The sequence below is a fragment of the Clostridium ljungdahlii genome, assembly GCF_001636845.1.
GTDB lineage: Bacteria > Bacillota > Clostridia > Clostridiales > Clostridiaceae > Clostridium_B > Clostridium_B ljungdahlii_A.
Map to the genome: position 1 here is coordinate 40524 of NZ_LITT01000058.1, position 19034 is coordinate 59557.

Here is a 19034-nt window from a genome sequence, read left to right on the forward strand (position 1 = left end):
ATGAAAAATTGCCTCGTAGTAGCAGATCCTAATAAATGCATAGGATGTAGGACTTGTGAAGCAGCTTGTGGTGTTGCACATTCAGGGGAAGATTTTTTTAATACAAATGTATCAAAAATTAACTTTAATCCTCGCTTAAATGTGATAAAGACTGCAAAAGTAAGTGCTCCTGTCCAATGTAGACAATGTGAAGATGCACCTTGTGCTAAAGCTTGCCCAGTTAATGCTATTTCAAATGAAAATGGTTATGTTAGTGTAGATAAAGATGTATGTGTAGGATGTAAAATCTGCATGTTAGCTTGTCCTTTTGGAGCTATTGAATTAGCTTCTCAATATAAGGATGGAGAAGTTGTAGACCAAAAGGGACTTAAGATGAGTGAGGAAGGTAACCCTACTGTAAATGGAAAAGGAAGAGTGGTAGCAAATAAGTGTGATCTCTGCCAGGATAGGGATGGAGGGCCTGCTTGTATAGAAGTCTGTCCTACAAAATCTCTCAAATTAGTTACTTATGACGACAATAATAATATAGTTGAAAAAAAAGATGACGACGAACGTGAAGCAAGCTAAAAATTATAAATAAAAGTTAGGAGCTTTCATCATAGCATATGATGAAGGCTCTTAGTTTTTTGTTGTATATAACTTAACTCAATTTCTTAATTTTTTATTAAATCAAAATGTCATATGTGTGAAAGTTGAGTAATTTGGATAAGTAAAAATACTCCAGCATAGGGGTCTAACTATGCTGGAGTATTTTTACTTAGATTTTAGGCTTTTAGGTTTAGGGCTATTAAAATGTTTTTTCAAACATATATTCACATTTATATTAAAGCAATTTTTGTGTCAATTGTTGCCCTGTTGAAACAAGACACTTTATATTTATATAATATCATAATGACACAAAAAGTCAATATCATTATGATATTATATAAATATTTATCATAATGATACAATAATCTTTCGTGATTATTCTCAAAATGTGATATACTAAAACTAAATAGAAGATTTATCCGATGACTACCTGCTCTAATACTCTCACGCACACAGCGAAAGCGACTATCGCCAAATCAAAGATTTGGGATATCTGCTTGCACACAGCGAAAGCGACTATCACCAAATCAAAGATTTGGGATATCTGCTTTTCTCCAAGTGTACGTTGTGAGCAGATACGTCTCTGGATAACGATTTTGCCTAAAGGATAACGGCTTCTAAGTGCTGAAGCACTAAGAAGCGTGTTAATAAGCATCAGGTGGAGTTAACTCCATCTGATGCCAAGAACTTTGTTTACGTATTGAGGAGGTTAAAGAATGGAAGATATGAGTTTCCTAGATGATGTAGGTAGTATGTGCAGGATTGATATGGACAGTATATTGGAATATGATATATCATCTTTTATACTTAAAGCTATTTTTGATTGCTGTTACGATGGTCTCATAATTACAGACGAAAACCTTTTAATAAAAAAAGTGAATATAACGACTGTTAAAATACTGGGAGTAAAAGAAGAAACTTTATATTTAACTTATTTAAATGAAATATTAAAGGATGAAATATTAAAAACTGTGGTACTTACTGGAGAAAACAAATGGTCGCAAGATTGCAGTTTTTATATAGATGGAAAAAGGATAAGATGTGTTGTAAATTTGGTACCTGTAAAATTAAGAGGACGAATTATAGGATTGGTACTTGCTATTAGAGATACTAAAAACCTACATAAAATGGTAAATAATTTAGTGGGTTATAAGGCTTCATTTACTTTTGATGATGTTATTACAAAAAATGAAAGGGAGAAAACTGTCATAAAGTTAGCTAAAAGAGCAGCTAAAACAAATTGCAATATACTCATAGAAGGTGAAAGCGGCACAGGAAAAGAAGTATTTGCCCAATCTATTCATAATTACAGCAGCAGAAGTAAGGGGCCTTTTGTAGCTGTAAACTGTGCTGCAATACCTAGAGAATTAGTAGAAAGTGAACTTTTTGGATATGAAAAAGGTGCCTTTACTGGTGCATCAAAAGGAGGAAATCCAGGAAAATTTGAATTAGCAGATGGAGGTACAATATTTTTAGATGAAATAGGAGAACTCCCACTTGATATTCAGTCAAAACTTTTGAGAGTATTAGATAACCTTAAAATAGTTAGGGTTGGAGGAAACTATGAAAAATCTATTGATGTAAGAGTAATTGCGGCAACAAATAGGGTGCTTAAAGATGAAGTTGAAAACAAAAATTTTAGAGGAGATCTTTATTATAGACTTAATGTTATGAATATTCACCTTATTCCACTAAGAGATAGAAAGGAGGATATAGAACTTTTAGCCCAGCATTTTGTGAGTCAGCTTAATATTAAGAATCCATGTGATCCCAAGTATATAGACCCTTCCTACATAGAAAAATTGAAGAGGTATAATTTTGAGGGAAATACAAGAGAACTCAGAAATGTAGTGGAAAGATCTTATTACCTTTGTGAGGATACCATGATAACTTCAAAGTACCTTATTGGTAGGAGTGGAAAAACTGAAGTACAAACAAGTAATGATTTATCAAAAGAAGTTTTACCTTTAGAAGTAGTAGAAGAGCGGTGTATTCGAAATGCACTTCAATATTGTAAAGGAAATGCCATGAAGGCATCTGAATTGCTACAAATAGGCAAGGCAACTATATACAGAAAGATAACTAAGTATGACATAGATTTGAATTTATACAATGATAAATCTGAAAATTGATTTAAGTTTAAAATTGCAGTATAGTTATAATACTAATAAATGTAATAAAAAAACGAAAAATAGCATGTAAATAATTATAAGTAGAAAAATATTTTAATTGTATAATACTAGTGATTAGAAAAACTTAAATAGAGGAGAATATGTATGTTTTTAGGTAAAGTTGTTGGAAAGGTTGTTTCTACCCAAAAAAGTGAAAAGCTTATAGGAAGCAAATTATTAATAGTAAAAAAAATAGATGAAAAAGAAAATTTAATAGGTGATCATTTTGTTGCTGTAGATACTGTAGGTGCAGGTGCTAATGACACTGTAATTGTGGTTACAGGAAGTGGATCAAGAAATTCTAGTGATTCTCAAAATGATATACCAATAGATGCTTCTATCGTAGGCATTGTAGATTCTATTGAATGGGATGAACGCTAATTAATAAAGTGTAATTAATTCTTAACTAGACTTTCGCAGTTTAAAAATTTTGCAAAGCAAAACTTTTTAGAGGACAGAGGACAGAGGACAGAGGACAGAGGACAGAGGACAGAGGACAATGAAGGTGAGTTTTCCTCCTTACGTCAGAAAACTAATTTATTTTTAAGCGATGTTTTGCTAAAGCAGGTATCTAAAATCTATGATTTTCAGATAATTACTTACTAAAAGAGTACCCATGAAAAACAAAAGAACATAAGTTCTTTTTAAATTGAAGATTTTTCGTAGCATAGCGGAGAAAAATCATCCTTAACTGTCCTCTGTCAATTGTCCTCTGTCCTCTCAAAAATATTGCTTCGCAAAATTTTATATGTGGGAAAGTTGAGTTACATTATATAAAGTAAATGGATTATAATTACGATAAGTATATAATAAGTTATGCTTGTATTAATTTAGGAGGGATATATGTAGATATGGATAATAAAACTCAAAAAAAAGATTTTAATGAAATAAAAATAGGGGACATAATCGACTTGAAGTTTTTGCAAGAGCTTCAAGATAATTTTTCTAAAGGTACTGGAACTGCAAGTATTTCTATAGATGATACAGGTTCACCTGTAACTGAAGGAAGTTGTTTTACCGATTTCTGCATGAAACTTACGAGAAAGTGTAAAATTGGAAATGAAAGGTGTCAGAAATGTGATAAAAAAGGTGGAGAAGAATCCTATAGAACAGGTAAACCAGCTGTTTATACTTGTCACGCTGGACTTACAGATTATGCAGCTCCTATAGTATTACAAGGCAAGGTTATTGGCAGCATTATTGGAGGACAAGTTTTGACAGCACCTCCTGATGAAGATAAATTTAGAAAAATAGCCCTAGAAATAGGAGTAGATCCAAATGAATACATAGAGGCACTTAGAAAAGTAAAAGTTGTAGAAAAAGATAGAGTAGAAGCTATAGCAAAGGTATTATATATGATGGCAAATACTTTATCCAAACTTGGATATAATCAATACAAGTTAGAATATATGGGTAAAGGCATAAATGAAAGTTTACAGCAAATATCTCAAGCTATGGAAGGACTAGCATCTTCTGCTGTTACAGTTTCAGAAAATCAACAATCCTTAAATAAGGAGATTCAAAGTATAAAGGAGCTGTCGTCTAAAATATATGAAATTATAGGTTCTATAAAGAGTATCGCAGATCAGACAAAAATGCTTGGATTAAATGCAGCTATTGAAGCTGCTAGAGCTGGAGAATTTGGAAAAGGATTCGGTGTAGTATCGGACGAAATAAGAAAACTTTCGGATAGTTCAAAGGAAACTGCTGCTAGAGTTATAGAACTTACTTCAAATATTCAGACTTCTGTTTCAAAAACTTTGGAGACCTCCGATTATACATCAAAAACTACGGAAAATGAAGCAGCAGCTATCCAGCAAATTAATTCTGGGTTACAGGAAGTATTATCTATGACTACTGAGATGAAAGAACTAACACATGATTTAAAATAAGTACATATTGGAAATTTAATACATTGATGTTAAAATGCAATAATATTGTGCAATTATAGGGTAATTATAAAAACTATATTTATATAACACATATAAATATAGTTTTTACTTGGTTAATTAGAATTATAAATACATTATATGTAAAAAGTAATCAGCATTTTCAATAGTCAATAATTAGTAGTATGCTAAAATCGTATTAAATCGAAGGATTAATGAATAATATAGATAAATAATCTATTTTTAAACTTTAGGCTGGCCAATTTAATTTAAAATAGGCTTTAAATATTCAAAAGAAGGTTATGATAAAAGTTAATTATAATATATAATCATTCCATACTAAACTTAAAAGAAAATTTACTTTTAGAGGAGCAAAAAAAAATGGGATCTAAATTAGGAAAACTTTTAATAGGAAAAAGTTTAAAAACTGAAGAATTAAAAAGTGAAAAATTAAATGTATTTTGGGGACTACCTATATTATCTAGTGATGCTATTTCTTCAGTGGCTTATGCAGGAGAGGAAATACTTTGGGTATTAATACCTGTAATTGGAATAATGTCATATAAATATATGTTTTATGCTACATTGTGTATAGTACTTTTAATGTTTTTAGTTACTATGTCTTATAGACAAACTATAGATGCTTATCCAGGTGGTGGGGGATCATACATTGTAGCCAAAGATAATCTAGGCACAATCCCAGGACTTGTAGCAGGTGCATCACTTACTATAGGATATATACTTACTGTTGCAGTTAGTGCTTGTGCAGGAACGGCAGCAGTAACATCTGCAATTCCATCACTTTTTCCATATAAAGTTGAAATAACTTTATTACTAATACTATTTATGACTATAGGAAATCTTAGAGGACTTAGAGAATCTTCTAAAATGTTTGGTGTACCTACATATTTGTTTATTATATCCATACTAGTTATGATTGCATGGGGTATATGCAAGGTTAAAATTTTTGGATATACTCCAGTAGCTGCTTATAAATTACCTCAGGCTACAGGAGATATAACTCTCTTTTTATTTTTAAGGGCTTTTTCTTCAGGATGTACAGCCTTAACGGGTATTGAAGCAGTAAGTAATGGAATACCTAACTTCAAAGAGCCGTGTCAAAGAAATGCTAAGAAAGTACTAGGACTTCTTTCTTTTACTGTATTTATAGTATTTTTAGGTTTATCTTACCTGGCAACATTGTATCATTCAGTTCCAAATTCTAATGTAACTGTAGTAGCTCAGATAGCAGCTCAAGTATTTGGAAACAATGTTCTATTTTATATAATTCAGGCAACTACTGCAATTATACTTATTATGGCAAGCAATACAGCTTTTGCAGGACTTCCAATGCTTTTAGCATACATAGCTAAGGATGGTTTTGCACCGAGACAATTTGCCAAAAGGGGAAAAAGACTTGGATATTCCAATGGAATTATAACTTTAGGAGTTATATCTTGTTTATTAGTAGTATTATTTAATGGTGAAACCCATTATTTAATGCCTCTTTATGCTGTGGGAGTTTTTATATCTTTTACACTATCCCAATTTGGAATGCTTGTAAGATGGATTAGAACAAAGAAACAAGGATGGGTTCACAAAGCTTTTATAAATGGGATAGGTGCTTCTGTAACCTTATTTACTGCTGTTTTACTTGGAATAACCAAATTTACAAGTGGAGCTTGGATAGTCTTTATACTTATACCAGTTATAGTATATTTCATGGCGACTATAAAAAAACATTATACTAAAGTAGCAGAACAATTAAGACTATCTATTGATGAAAAACCTAAAGAAATAAATTTTGCAGAACAAAAGCGATACGTAATAGTGCCTATAGACACTCTTAATAAATCTTTTTTAAAAGCTTTAAATTATGCAAGAACAATCTCTAAAAATATAATAGTTTTTCATGTTTCTGTAGATGATGAGGCTACAAATAAGCTTTTGAAAAAATGGCATGAATATGACGTGGACATACCTATAATAGTAAAAAAATCACCTTATAGAAGTATTGTGGGTCCTCTTGTTAAATTTATAGAATCTGAAGAGTATTCAGCAGGATCTAAAGATACAGTTACTGTAGTTCTTCCACAATTTGTAGTTACAAAATGGTGGGGAAATATACTTCATAATCAAACGGCATTATTTATTAAAACCATGCTTTTGAGAAGAAGAAATATAGCTATAGTTACAGTACCATATATAATATTTGAAGACTAAAGAAAACATATAGAGTTTCTAAACGAAAAATAAACTTGTGTTCCGAATATTTTTGCAACCACAAGTACAGTTAAATATTTTGATAAGTCTAAGTAGAAAATTTGCAAAAACCTAAGGACTTTTGAAAACTCGTACCTCAGACAATTCAAAAGTCCTAAGTTTTTTTACAAATTTTTCACTAAGACTTATATGCAAAATATTAAAATGTACTTGCTTATTGTAAAATATTTCTACTCACAAGTTTATTTTTTAGTTAAAACTTTATATCTGATTATGCATTTTCAGTTATTAATGCCTCAAGTTTTGCAGTTTAAAAATATTGCGACACAATTTTTTAGATGACAATTGACAGAGGACATAGGACAGTGAAGGTAAGTTTTCTTCCTTATGTCAGAAAACTAATTTATTTTTTTAGGCTTGTTTTGATAATGCAAAATATCGCTTAAGCAGGCATCTAAAATCTATTATTTTAAGATAATTGGTTACTTAGAGAGTATCAAGGAGAAACAAAAAGAACATGAGTTTCTTTAAAATCCTCCTTCACTGTCCTCTATCAATTGTCCTCTGTCCTCTTGAAAATATTGTTTCGCAAAGTTATTATATTAAGCCAAAATTTTATATGTGTTAAAGTTGAGTTAATGCTTAAAAAAATATAATTTATGTGTAAAGGATTACTTGCATTTTGAGATAAAAATTTTCATAAAAACTGTTGAATATTTATTTTTATTATGATATTATAATTCATATACTTCAACAACACACATGTGTATTTGACTCACGGACAAGGCGGGGTTTTATGAATAATAGATTTCTTATAATTGATACTAAAATACTTCCTGATGTGTTTGACAAAGTTGTAAAGGTAAAAGAACTTTTGAGAACTGGTTGTGTAAAAGACATATCAGAAGGTGTAAAGAAAGTAGGTATAAGTAGAAGCAGTTATTATAAATATAAAGATTCAGTGTTTACATTATCTGAAGGTATAACAAGTCACAAGGTAACTATTGGACTTATACTAGCTCATAAGACTGGATCACTATCAAATATACTTGATAAAATAGCGCAAAGAAGTGGCAACATATTGACTTTAAATCAGGATATACCCATAAATAATGCTGCTGCTGTATCTATAACTTTTGATGCTTCTAAATTGGAAGTAGAAATTAATGAACTTGTTGAAGAAATAGGCAAATTAGACAGCGTTATAAGTGTAAACTTGGTAGCAGTGGAATAAATGAAGTTTATTTTAATTATGTGCAAAAAACAATGAAAAGGAAAAGTAGATAATGTATTGCTTTTAGAGAGGGGGATTCATAGGCTGTAATATTCCCTAAGTTAATGTTATTGAAAACCACCTTTGAGTAGTATACTGAAATTTAGTAGTAGGTATTTCCGCAGATCTGCGTTATGGATGTTGAGAGACAGTAATGGCTTTTAAGTAATGGATAAATATCCTAGGCTATATGGGGTTTAGTTATTTTAGTAATAACTAAAAATTGACACTGTTAATTGGGTGGAAACGCGATAAAACTCGTCCCAGTAGGGAAGGGTTTTTTTTAACATTAGAATGTAACTTAATACTTAAATAAATTTATCTGAATTTTAGAATCACTTGATAAGATTAAATAATTAGGGGGAAGTAAAATGGCAAATATAGCAATGCTTGGATATGGAGTAGTAGGAAGCGGAGTAGCTGAACTTATATCTAGAAATAGATATAAATTTAAAGATGAACTAGATGAGGAACTAGTAATATCAAAAATTTTGGTTAGAAATGTAGATAAACACTTAAACAATAAAAACAGGGGGCTTTTAACAGAAAATATAGAGGATATATTCAATGAAAAGGTGGATATCATAGTGGAAGCTATGGGGGGGCTAAATCCATCTTATGAATATATAAAAAGAGCTTTAAATATGAAAAAACATGTAGTTACAGCTAATAAGGATTTGATGGCAGAAAGAGGATATGAGCTTTTGCAATTAGCTAAAAAAAATGGAGTTACCATTCATTTTGAGGCAAGTGTTGGAGGGGGAATACCTATACTGAAATCAATGAATGAATGTCTTGTGGGAAATGAAATAAAGAGTATAAGATCTATACTAAATGGTACTACAAATTTTATATTGTCAAAAATGAGCCATAGCGGCATGAGTTATGAAGAAGCTTTAAAACTTGCTCAGGAACTAGGTTTTGCAGAAGCAAATCCGGAATCAGATGTTAAGGGATATGATGCAGCTAGAAAACTTTCAATTTTATCTACTATTGCATATAACAGAAGAGTGGATTGGAAAGATATAAATATAGAGGGAATTACACAAATTGATAGTGATGATTTCAGATATGCCAAAATGAAAAAGTGCAGCATAAAACTTCTTGGAATTAGTAAGATATCTGAAGATGATATATATGCAGCTGTTATGCCAGTTATGGTAAAACAAGATTCTATGCTCGGGAAAATCGAGAATGAATACAATGCTATTTTAGTAGAAGGAGATGCAGTAGGAGACGTGATGTTTTCAGGAAAAGGAGCAGGGATGTTTCCTACGGCTAGTGCAGTTTTTGCAGATATAGCAGATATAGTTGAAAATAAAAGAGAAAAAACTATTACTTTTAGTAGTGAAAAGGCTAGCATAAATAAGAGTTGGAATTTAAAAAGTAAATGGCTTTTAAGAATTAAAACACAAAATAGAGTAGAAGTTATAGAAAGTATATCTTCAAGTTTTAAAAGTTGCTATATTTTGTCCAATAGTGTTTCTGGAAATAAAGAAGAAGTTGTAGCTTTTGTAAATGCAGATAACGAAGATTTAATAGATGATTATATTGAAAAAGTAAAAAGTGAAAAAAATGCACAGTCTGTAAAGAAGTTATTGGTTTTAGACAAATAATGAAAATAGAATTTTAGCAAAGGTTTTTACAAAATTGGAGGGATATTAGATATGACTAAAGTCAAAGTTAGGGTGCCGGCTACTACAGCGAATATGGGGCCGGGATTTGATACTTTAGGTATGGCACTTAAATTATATAATGAAATTGAAGTTGAAGAAATAAGTGGGAAAACTGAAATATATAATGGTGGATTAAAGTCAGAAGAGGATTTTAGGGAAAATCTTATATACAAAAGTATAGTGAGCGCTATGGATGAACAAGGGTATTCTTATAATGGATTTAAAATAAATGTGATTAAATGTGATATACCTATGTCAAGGGGGCTTGGAAGTAGTTCTGCATGTATAGTTGGTGGTATAATAGCGGCAAATGCAATTATGGAAAACAAAATGGATATGGAAGATATAATTGATTTAGCTACAAAAATAGAGGGACATCCTGATAATGTTGTGCCTGCAGCAATTGGAGGAATGGTAATATCTATAAAAGTGGGTGAGGATATAAAACATTCAAAGGTAAATGTGCCAGATAAATTAAAATTTGTTGCTATGATACCATCATTTAAGGTTAGCACAGCTCTTTCTAGGGAAGTTCTGCCTAAATCTTATTTAAAAGAGGACTGTATATTTAACACTTCTAGGGCTGCTATGCTTATAAGTGCTCTTTATAACAATGAATTTGACAAACTTAGAATGTGTTTTGAAGATAAAATTCATCAACCTTATAGAAAAAGTTTGATAAGAAATTTTGATGATGTTTTTAAAAAATCAAAAGACTTGGGATCTGTAGGAGAATTTATAAGCGGTTCAGGGTCTACACTTATGGCAGTAGTGGATAAAAATGCAGAGAAATTCGTAAGTTCTATGAAAAATTTTTTGAATGAACTAGAAGATACCTGGAAGGTTATTTTACTTGATCCAGATTTACAGGGAGCTAGAGTCTTAAGTTAGTCTACTAATGACAATATGGTTAATTGAAATTAGTGATTTAAGAATTCGGTGTTGTTTTTGTGCCAATTGATTTAATAAATAAAGGAATTTTTAAATTTGTGTAGAATTTTAAAAGTATAACCCTTTAATAGAGTTAAATCAAATCAAATGTACAAAAGAGGTGAAGCAATGCTGGATGTTAAAATAGAATATAAAGATATAAAAATCTCTAATGTGCAAGAAAAAGATCTAGTAGCCATACAAAAATTGATGAAGAAGAAGGATTTTCTAGAGGGAGAAACAAATTTACAAGAACTAAGAGAGAGATTTTTGGAGAGCTATATAAGCCAGTGCGAATTCTTTTTAAAAATAGAAAAGGGCAGTATTTTAATAGGTATATTAAAGGGAAGAATTGAGTTTAAAAATGAAAATGAACTTTGGATATGGTATTTTTATTTATCTGAAGTATATAAAAATACAAGTTTAGGGGGCATTTTAATAAAAGAAATAATAGAGTATTTTTCTAGAGAATATGATGTGACCGAATTTTTTGCTAGAACAATTAAAAATGAAATTGAAAATATGAATATCTGGAAAAGTGCTGGGTATAAAGCTATTAGAATAGTAAAGAATTTCTATGACATAGATGGAAAGCACATGGACATGGTAATTATGAAAAAAATTTAATGATTAGCAGTAATAATTTTTTTATCCCATAATATTAATATATAAAAATAGTATAAAATTAGGGGTGAAAAAATGAAGTACACACGATATGATCTAAAAAGAGAGAAAAGTACTAAGTCTTTTGTATTTTTTACGTGTATAATACTTGCAGCTGCATTTATACTGGGAACTTTTATATTTAAAGTGGTATTTAGAGCATCAGGAAATTTAAATGAAAATGCGGCCAATACTGTATCTCAAAATAAGGTTGAAAATACTTCTGATAAGAGTAGTTCGGCTGTAGATGGCAAATCTACTGAATTTATAGCTGTACAAGGTGGAGTTTACAAAGATAAAAATAACGCAGCAGAGGAAAAAAGTTTGTTAACTAAATACGGATTACCTTTTTCTATACAGGATTCAGATAAGACAAGAGTATTTTTAGGTGTGTTTCAAGAGGATGTTGGAGAGAAAATGATGAAATCTCTTACAGACCAAAAAGTAGATAATTCAAAAATGGCATTTACGATAAAGAGGGATGACCTGTGTAATGTTGAAATAGCGGAAATAATAAATGCAAATTTAGAGATACTAAATAAACTTTCAGAACAGGATGTAAAATCTATACAAACAGATGAATTAAAAAAATGGTGTTCTGCTTTAAAAAGTGAAAAAACGGAAAATGGTAATAATAAATTAGTTTTAAAAGATTTAACGGAATATGTAAGCAAACTTCCTAAAGAAATAACGAAGGATAAAGCTGAAGAAAATTATATTTATATATTTAATATATTGAAAAAAGTAAAATCCAATTAATTCTATATTGTTAAGATAATAGGTTATAATATAAGGGCAAGTACGGGGACATTTACACCAATACTTGTCATTTTTATGTTTAATTAAAAAATTTTTTTGAACAATAATATATCTACTTGTTTATGCTTTTATTAAATGATAAACTATATAAGATATAATATTAAGGTAGGGGATTTTTGTGAGAGGGGCTGAAAAAGGTAAGAGCTTTTTATGGTTTCTTATAATTTTGGGAGCTATATGTGGAAGCCTTGTAGGAGATGCTATTGGAAATAATTTTAGTTTTCTAAACTTTTTTAAAAATTCTTATTCTGTGGGAATGACTGAACCAGTTGTATTAAATCTTAAGGTTGTAGTATTGACTTTAGGAGTAAAGTTTAGTATAAACATCATGACTATAATTGGTATAATTGTGGCTATAATACTATATAGAAGATATTAGGAAGTGATGACATGAAGATTGTATTGGCTTCGGCTTCCAGTAGGCGAAAGGAACTTTTAAAGAGATTAACAGGAAATTTTGAAGTTATGGTAAGTGATTTTGATGAAAATTCTGTTGAATTTGATGGGAATTGTGGTTCTTATGTTATGGAGCTAGCTAAAGGTAAAGCTAAAAATGTGTGTTCAAAGTTGAAAGACAATAGTTCTATAATAATAGGATGTGATACAATAGTATTTTTTAAAGAAAAAATACTTGGAAAACCAGGTAGTATAGAAGAAGGTTTTCATATGCTGAAATCCTTAAGTGGAAATGAGCATAAGGTATATTCAGGTATAGCGATTATAGATAAATCCTCAAATAAAATAATTAAGGACTTTGTATGTACTCGCGTAATATTTTCTAAAATAGACGATAAACGTATAAAGGAGTATTTAAAAACAGGAGAATATAAAGATAAAGCAGGAGCCTATGGCATTCAAGGTCATGGAGGAGTTTTTGTAAGAGAAATCCATGGATGTTATTATAATGTAGTAGGATTACCTTTAAATAAGTTGTATAATATGTTAAGTGAGATGGGGTTAAATCTATAATAAGGAGTTTTTAAATGAATGAATTGGTAAAAATTATGGATTTACCACAAAATGAAAGACCTAGGGAGAGGTTATTCAGATATGGACCAGAAGTTCTTTCTAATTCGGAACTTTTGGCAATAATACTTGGTTCAGGTACGAAAAAAGAAAATATAATATCTTTAAGCAGCAGGATTATAAAAGACAATGGAGGACTAAATGGAATTTTTAATTCTAATTTAGAAGATCTTATGAATATTAAGGGCATTGGAAAGGCAAAATCTGCTAAAATATTTGCTGTGGTGGAATTGGCAAAGAGATTCAAATCCTATAGGGATGGTGATGATTATAAGATATGCGATCCAGGAGATGCAGCAATGCTTGTCATGGAAGAAATGAAAGGATTGAAGCAGGAATATTTTAAAGTTATTATGTTGAATACAAAAAATATAGTTATAGGCATTAGAGATGTATTTATAGGAAGTTTAAATTCTGCACTGGTACATCCCAGGGAAGTATTTTACTATGCTATAAAGAAAAATAGTGCATCTATAATTGTGTGCCATAACCATCCTTCAGGAGATCCATCACCTAGTAATGAGGATATAAATATAACACATAGATTAAAAGAATGCGGTGAACTTTTAGGCATACAGCTATTAGATCATCTTATAATAGGAAACGAAATATATGTTAGTTTAAAACAAAAAGGAATTTGTGGATATTGAAAGGAGTAATATAAATGGGATTTTTTGGAATGTCAAGAGACATGGGAATTGATTTAGGAACAGCTAATACACTTATATATGTTAAAGGAAAGGGAATAGTACTTAGAGAGCCTTCTGTAGTTGCTATAAACAATGATGTAAAGAAGGTAATGGCAATAGGTAATGAAGCAAAAGATATGATAGGAAGAACTCCTGGTAATATTGTGGCTATAAGACCACTTAAAGATGGTGTTATTGCTGATTTCGATGTTACTCATACTATGCTTAGAAAATTTATAGAAAAAGTAAGTCCTAAGTCAGCATTTACTAGCCCTAGGATATTTGTATGTTTTCCATCTGGAGTTACTGAAGTTGAAAAAAGGGCAATAGAAGAGGCAACAAAGCATGCAGGAGCAAGGGACGTGCTTTTAATGGAAGAACCTATGGCAGCTGCTATTGGTGCAGGACTTCCAGTAAATGAACCAACAGGAAGTATGATTGTAGATATAGGTGGAGGTACTACAGAAGTAGCTATAATATCACTTGGAGGAATTGTTACAAGTAAATCTTTAAGAATTGCTGGTGATGAGTTAGATCAGGCTATAATAGGCTACATAAAGAAAGAATACAATTTAATGATAGGTGAAAGAACTGCGGAAAATGTAAAAATTGAATTAGGTTCAGCTTTTGATATAGGTGAAGAAAATTCAATGGAGATAAGAGGAAGAGATTTAATATCAGGGTTACCTAAGGTTATAAATATAACAGAAGGTGAAATAAGAGAAGCTCTTAAGGAACCTGTAGCAGCAATAATTGATGCTATAAAAACTACCCTTGAAAAGACACCACCAGAACTTGCATCAGATATAATGGACAAAGGAATTATGCTTGCAGGTGGTGGAGCGATGCTTAGAGGATTGGACCAGTTGATAAATCAAGAAACACATATGCCCGTTCATATAGCTGAATCACCTCTTGATTGTGTTGCACTAGGCGCTGGAAAAGCCCTTGATACTATTGATAAAATAGTAGCTAGTAGAAAATAGTGACGTATTATGAGATTTTTGAGAAATAAGCTTGTATTAGCTATAATAGTACTTTCAATTATTTTTTTAGCTTTGATTTCTTTTAGTATCAAGGGTAATAGCAACTCAATTGTAAGAAATGGCATAGGTGTTACTTTTAATTCTTTTCAAGGAGGATTATACAAGGTCAATAATAGTATAAAAAATTCTCTGAGTTTTATAATAAACTTTTCTAGGGTAAAAAGTGAAAATGAAGAATTGAAGAAGGAAAATAGTTCATTAAAAAATAAATTAGTAGAATATAATTCACTTAAAAATGATAATTCCCAGCTAAGAAAAGAGCTGAATTTTAAGAGCCAAAAATCGGAATATGATTATATAGGCTGTGATGTAATAGGTAGGAGTAGTGATGGAATCTTAAATGAATTTGCAATAAATAGAGGCAGTAAGGATGGTATAAAAAAGCAGATGGTTGCAGTTACTGCTGATGGATTGGTTGGACAGGTTGTCCATGTGGAAAGCAATTGGTCTATAGTACAGTCTCTGGCTAATGAAAATTTAGCAGTAGGTGGGACTATTGAAGGTACTTCGACAGATACAAATGATGTGACAAATAGTGGTATGGTAAAAGGATACAGTGATAGTAATAATCAATTTTTAGCAAAGTTATATTATCTTCCACAGGACTCTACTATAAAAAAGGGAGATGTTATCTTAACATCAGGAATTAATAATTCATATCCTAGAGGAATAAGAATTGGAACTGTAATAAGTGTAGAGGATGATAAGGGAAAAGTAATGAAAAATGCTTTGATAAAACCTTATGTGAATTTTGATAAGCTTCAGGAGCTACTTATTGTAGTGCCTCAAGACAAAACGGATATAAAATACTAGGGTGGATGTAAAATGAAAAAATTATTAGTATTAGTTCTATTATCAGTTCTGCTATTTATTTTGGATAATTCATTGATGCCTTTTTTTGCGGTGAAAAGTTTTTATCCAGGGTTACTTATAATATTTGTAATTTGCTATTCAATTGTAAATGGAACGTGGGAAGGTATGTGGCTTGGAGTGTTTGCAGGATTACTTCAGGATATATACTTTTCATATGGTTTTGGAATAAACTCGTTCACAAATATGATAGTATGTGTAATTGCAGGTATTATAGGAAATAGTATATTTAGAAAAAGAAGACTTATTCCTGTCATTTCTTGTTTTTTACTTGTTTTATTTAAGGGTTTGTTAATAATGGGCATTCTATATTCATGTGGAGTGTATGTGAATATAAAAAATGTATTTTTTACAGGAATTTATGATATGATTTTGTGTATCTTTATGTATAAGCCAATATATAATCTTTGTAGTAAAGATTATATGGAAGCTAAGTGGAAATTTTAAAGGTGGAGATGATATTTTTTGAAAGAGAAGAAGCATTCTAATATTACAAGATATACTGTACTAGCAGTTATTATGGTAGCTATTTTTGCAACTATTGCAGGAAGACTTCTCTTTCTTCAGGTAGTAAAGGGGCAGGAATATAAAGAGCAGTCCAATAATAAATCTTTGACAGAAATACAGGAAGCGGCGCCAAGAGGAAAAATTTTGGACAAGAATGGTAATATTTTAGCTACTAGTAACCAAAGTTATGTGCTCATATACAATCAAACGGATGAAAATGATAAGACTTTTTTCCCTACTATGAGTAAAGTATTTAAGATACTAGATGAAAGTGGAGAAAGTCAGAAGGATGATTTTGAACTTAAGATAAATCCTTATAGGTTTGAATTTAGAAGTGATGATGAAGAAACTAGAAAAAATCTTGAAATTAAGTTTAAAAGGGATAGAGGATTAAATGATGAAATAGAAAAGAAAATTAAAAGCAAAAATAAAAATATATCTGAAGATGATTTGAAGGTTTTAGTGAATAAAGAATTACTGAAAATAACCCCAGAGGATACTTTCAAAAAACTTATTGCCAAGTACAAAATAAGTAGTGCATATTCTTTAGAAGATCAGAGAAGATATATGATTATTAAGGATACTTTAAAAATGCAGAGTTATTCTGGGTATAAACCTGTAACAGTTGCAAGTAATATAAAGAAGGATACTGCCTTTAAATTTTTACAAATGTCAAATGAACTCCCGGGGATAGATGTGGATACCCAGCCTATAAGATATTATCCTAATAAGGAACTAGGATCTAGTTTTATAGGATATATATCTAAAATATCTTCTGACTATGATAAATACAAGGAAAAAGGTTATGATGTAAGTAGTGATTATGTAGGTCAGGCAGGTATAGAAGGTGCACTTGAAGATAGATTGAAAGGGTCAAAGGGAGGAAAAATAGTAAAGCTGAATAAAAATGGGAAAATAGTTCAAGAATTAGGTACAAAAGACTCTTACCCAGGTGAAACAGTTCAGTTAACAGTGGATTCCAAGGTTCAAAAAGCAGCAGAAGATGCACTCGATACTACTATGGCAAGTCTCAGATCTAATCCTTATGGGCAGCAGAGATCTGATACTACCAATGCAACTAGAGGGGCAGCAGTAGTACTTGATGTGAATACGGGAGCTGTACTTGCCATGGCCAGCAGGCCAGGATATGATCCAAATATGTTTGCAGTTCCTGGAATGATTTCTCAAGATTTATATCAACAATATTTCAATCCGGATTTAGGAGCTTTTGGAAAGGAATATATAGAAAAGAGAAATATAACTTCAAACTTTCCAGGAGAGACAGAGGATCAGGTGTTAAATACATTATTTCCACTTGATACAAGTATAAAAAATAACACTACTATAAGACAAGATGTTTATGACATATATCCAAAACCGTTTTATAATTATGCTACTCAGTCTTTAATACCTCCGGGTTCTACATTCAAGCCAATGACTGCTATTGCAGGTCTTGAAGGCGGAGTAATAAATCCAGGCTTTTGTGTAGATGATACGGGGCAGTTTGATCAGGGCGGAAAAATTGTAAAGTTTATATTGGATGGACCAAAAGGAGTAGTAGATTTGGCCAAGGCTCTACAAGTATCCAGTAACCCTTATTTTATGACTGTAGGCAAGCGCATTCGTGATGCTCTTGGAGACGATGGACTTGCTAAATATGCCTGGAAGTTTGGGCTTGGCGTTCCTGTAAATAGTGATGTAAAAGCATCCACTGGGATAGAAATTCCAGAAAAGTTTGGGCAGGTATACAATACAGTATCAAATAAAAATACCTATGCTAGTACTTATTTGTGGCAAGTTATGGCTGATCTTAGAGATGGTCAGGATGATAAAGGTCATAAGGTAGTTTCAGTTAACCTATATGATAATAGTAATGATTCAAGTAAGGTAAAGCAAATTAAAAATGATATCAAAACTTTGATAAAGAATTCTGTAAAAGATGGAAAGAGTGCTTTTGATAAAGCAAAATACAAAGAATTATTTTCTGAACTTGTAAAGGAAGATCCTAATAACAAAAAGGATATAAGTGATGAGAAGATGGATGATTTGATTGATGTCATATACAGTATAACTGTTTCAGATGCAAATGCTCAGTTAAAGGTACCAGCTAATATAGAAAATGCTGCTATAGGACAGGGATTGAATGAGTTTACTCCTCTTCAGATGGCAAATTATATTGCTACCCTTGTGAATGGTGGAACTAGATATAAAGTACATTTAGTAGACAAATATTTAAATTCCAACGGAGGAATTATTGAGCAGGTTAAACCGGAAGTCATACAGAAAACTGGAATTAATCAAGAAACTGTAGAAGCCATTAAAGCTGGAATGGGTTCTGTTAATGAAGGAGGTACAGCAGCGCAGGTATTTAATGGATTCCCTATATCTACGGGAGGAAAAACCGGTACTGCAAGTTTAGGAAATCAGGAACAAATAGGAAGAACAGACTATTCTGAATATGTTGGATTTGCGCCTCTCGATAAACCTGAAATAGCAGTATGTGTAGTCCTATTTGATGGTGGTCAAGGAGGATATGGTGCAGCTACTGTAACAAGAGATATTTTTTCATCATATTTTACTGAAACAGGCCGCATAGCTACTAGTACACCTACTAGTACAAATACTCAACAAAACAGTAATTAAAAAAAAGGGGCTGTTGCACTA

17 protein-coding genes and 1 other annotated feature are annotated in these 19034 nt (G+C 31.2%); all 17 genes read left to right on the forward strand.

The window, feature by feature from the left end; translation table 11 throughout:
- On the forward strand, window positions 1-567 hold the full coding sequence (locus tag WY13_RS15750; protein ID WP_063556736.1) for a 4Fe-4S dicluster domain-containing protein: 567 nt from the start codon (window positions 1-3) through the stop codon (window positions 565-567).
- A gap of 737 nt (window positions 568-1304) precedes the next feature.
- Window positions 1305-2720: a sigma-54 interaction domain-containing protein gene (locus tag WY13_RS15755; protein ID WP_156499066.1), complete on the forward strand. Its 1416-nt coding sequence runs from the start codon at window positions 1305-1307 to the stop codon at window positions 2718-2720.
- Between the two features lie 144 nt (window positions 2721-2864).
- On the forward strand, window positions 2865-3140 hold the full coding sequence (locus WY13_RS15760) for a EutN/CcmL family microcompartment protein (protein ID WP_063556546.1): 276 nt from the start codon (window positions 2865-2867) through the stop codon (window positions 3138-3140).
- Window positions 3141-3610: 470 nt separating this feature from the next.
- On the forward strand, window positions 3611-4651 hold the full coding sequence (locus WY13_RS22135; RefSeq protein ID WP_063556547.1) for a PocR ligand-binding domain-containing protein: 1041 nt from the start codon (window positions 3611-3613) through the stop codon (window positions 4649-4651).
- Between the two features lie 378 nt (window positions 4652-5029).
- Complete coding sequence (locus WY13_RS15770; RefSeq protein ID WP_063556548.1) at window positions 5030-6871, forward strand: APC family permease; 1842 nt, start codon at window positions 5030-5032, stop codon at window positions 6869-6871.
- Window positions 6872-7667: 796 nt separating this feature from the next.
- Entirely contained in the window at window positions 7668-8105 is a 438-nt protein-coding gene (locus WY13_RS15775; RefSeq protein WP_063556549.1) for an ACT domain-containing protein, read from the forward strand.
- Between the two features lie 23 nt (window positions 8106-8128).
- Window positions 8129-8413, forward strand: a binding site (T-box leader).
- A 102-nt stretch (window positions 8414-8515) separates the two neighbouring features.
- Window positions 8516-9760, forward strand: a complete 1245-nt coding sequence (locus tag WY13_RS15780; RefSeq protein WP_063556550.1) for a homoserine dehydrogenase — start codon at window positions 8516-8518, stop codon at window positions 9758-9760.
- A gap of 51 nt (window positions 9761-9811) precedes the next feature.
- On the forward strand, window positions 9812-10711 hold the full coding sequence (gene thrB, locus WY13_RS15785; RefSeq protein WP_063556551.1) for a homoserine kinase: 900 nt from the start codon (window positions 9812-9814) through the stop codon (window positions 10709-10711).
- Between the two features lie 168 nt (window positions 10712-10879).
- Window positions 10880-11377, forward strand: coding sequence for a GNAT family N-acetyltransferase (locus WY13_RS15790; RefSeq protein WP_063556552.1), 498 nt, complete (start codon window positions 10880-10882; stop codon window positions 11375-11377).
- A gap of 72 nt (window positions 11378-11449) precedes the next feature.
- Window positions 11450-12172, forward strand: a complete 723-nt coding sequence (locus WY13_RS15795) for a hypothetical protein (RefSeq protein ID WP_063556553.1) — start codon at window positions 11450-11452, stop codon at window positions 12170-12172.
- A gap of 178 nt (window positions 12173-12350) precedes the next feature.
- The gene (locus WY13_RS15800) at window positions 12351-12611 is read left to right on the forward strand and encodes a DUF4321 domain-containing protein (protein WP_063556554.1); all 261 of its coding nucleotides are present in this window, start codon (window positions 12351-12353) and stop codon (window positions 12609-12611) included.
- A gap of 11 nt (window positions 12612-12622) precedes the next feature.
- Window positions 12623-13201 (forward strand): Maf-like protein, encoded by a 579-nt coding sequence (locus WY13_RS15805; RefSeq protein WP_063556555.1) that lies wholly within the window; start codon window positions 12623-12625, stop codon window positions 13199-13201.
- Window positions 13202-13215: 14 nt separating this feature from the next.
- Window positions 13216-13908, forward strand: coding sequence for a RadC family protein (radC, locus tag WY13_RS15810; protein ID WP_063556556.1), 693 nt, complete (start codon window positions 13216-13218; stop codon window positions 13906-13908).
- 14 nt (window positions 13909-13922) lie between these two features.
- A complete protein-coding gene (locus WY13_RS15815) occupies window positions 13923-14933 on the forward strand; it encodes a rod shape-determining protein (RefSeq protein WP_063556557.1) in 1011 nt (336 codons plus the stop codon).
- A gap of 9 nt (window positions 14934-14942) precedes the next feature.
- On the forward strand, window positions 14943-15806 hold the full coding sequence (gene mreC, locus WY13_RS15820; RefSeq protein WP_063556558.1) for a rod shape-determining protein MreC: 864 nt from the start codon (window positions 14943-14945) through the stop codon (window positions 15804-15806).
- A 12-nt stretch (window positions 15807-15818) separates the two neighbouring features.
- On the forward strand, window positions 15819-16310 hold the full coding sequence (gene mreD, locus WY13_RS15825; protein WP_063556559.1) for a rod shape-determining protein MreD: 492 nt from the start codon (window positions 15819-15821) through the stop codon (window positions 16308-16310).
- 18 nt (window positions 16311-16328) lie between these two features.
- Complete coding sequence (locus WY13_RS15830; RefSeq protein ID WP_063556560.1) at window positions 16329-19013, forward strand: penicillin-binding transpeptidase domain-containing protein; 2685 nt, start codon at window positions 16329-16331, stop codon at window positions 19011-19013.
- The last annotated feature ends 21 nt before the right edge of the window (window positions 19014-19034 follow it).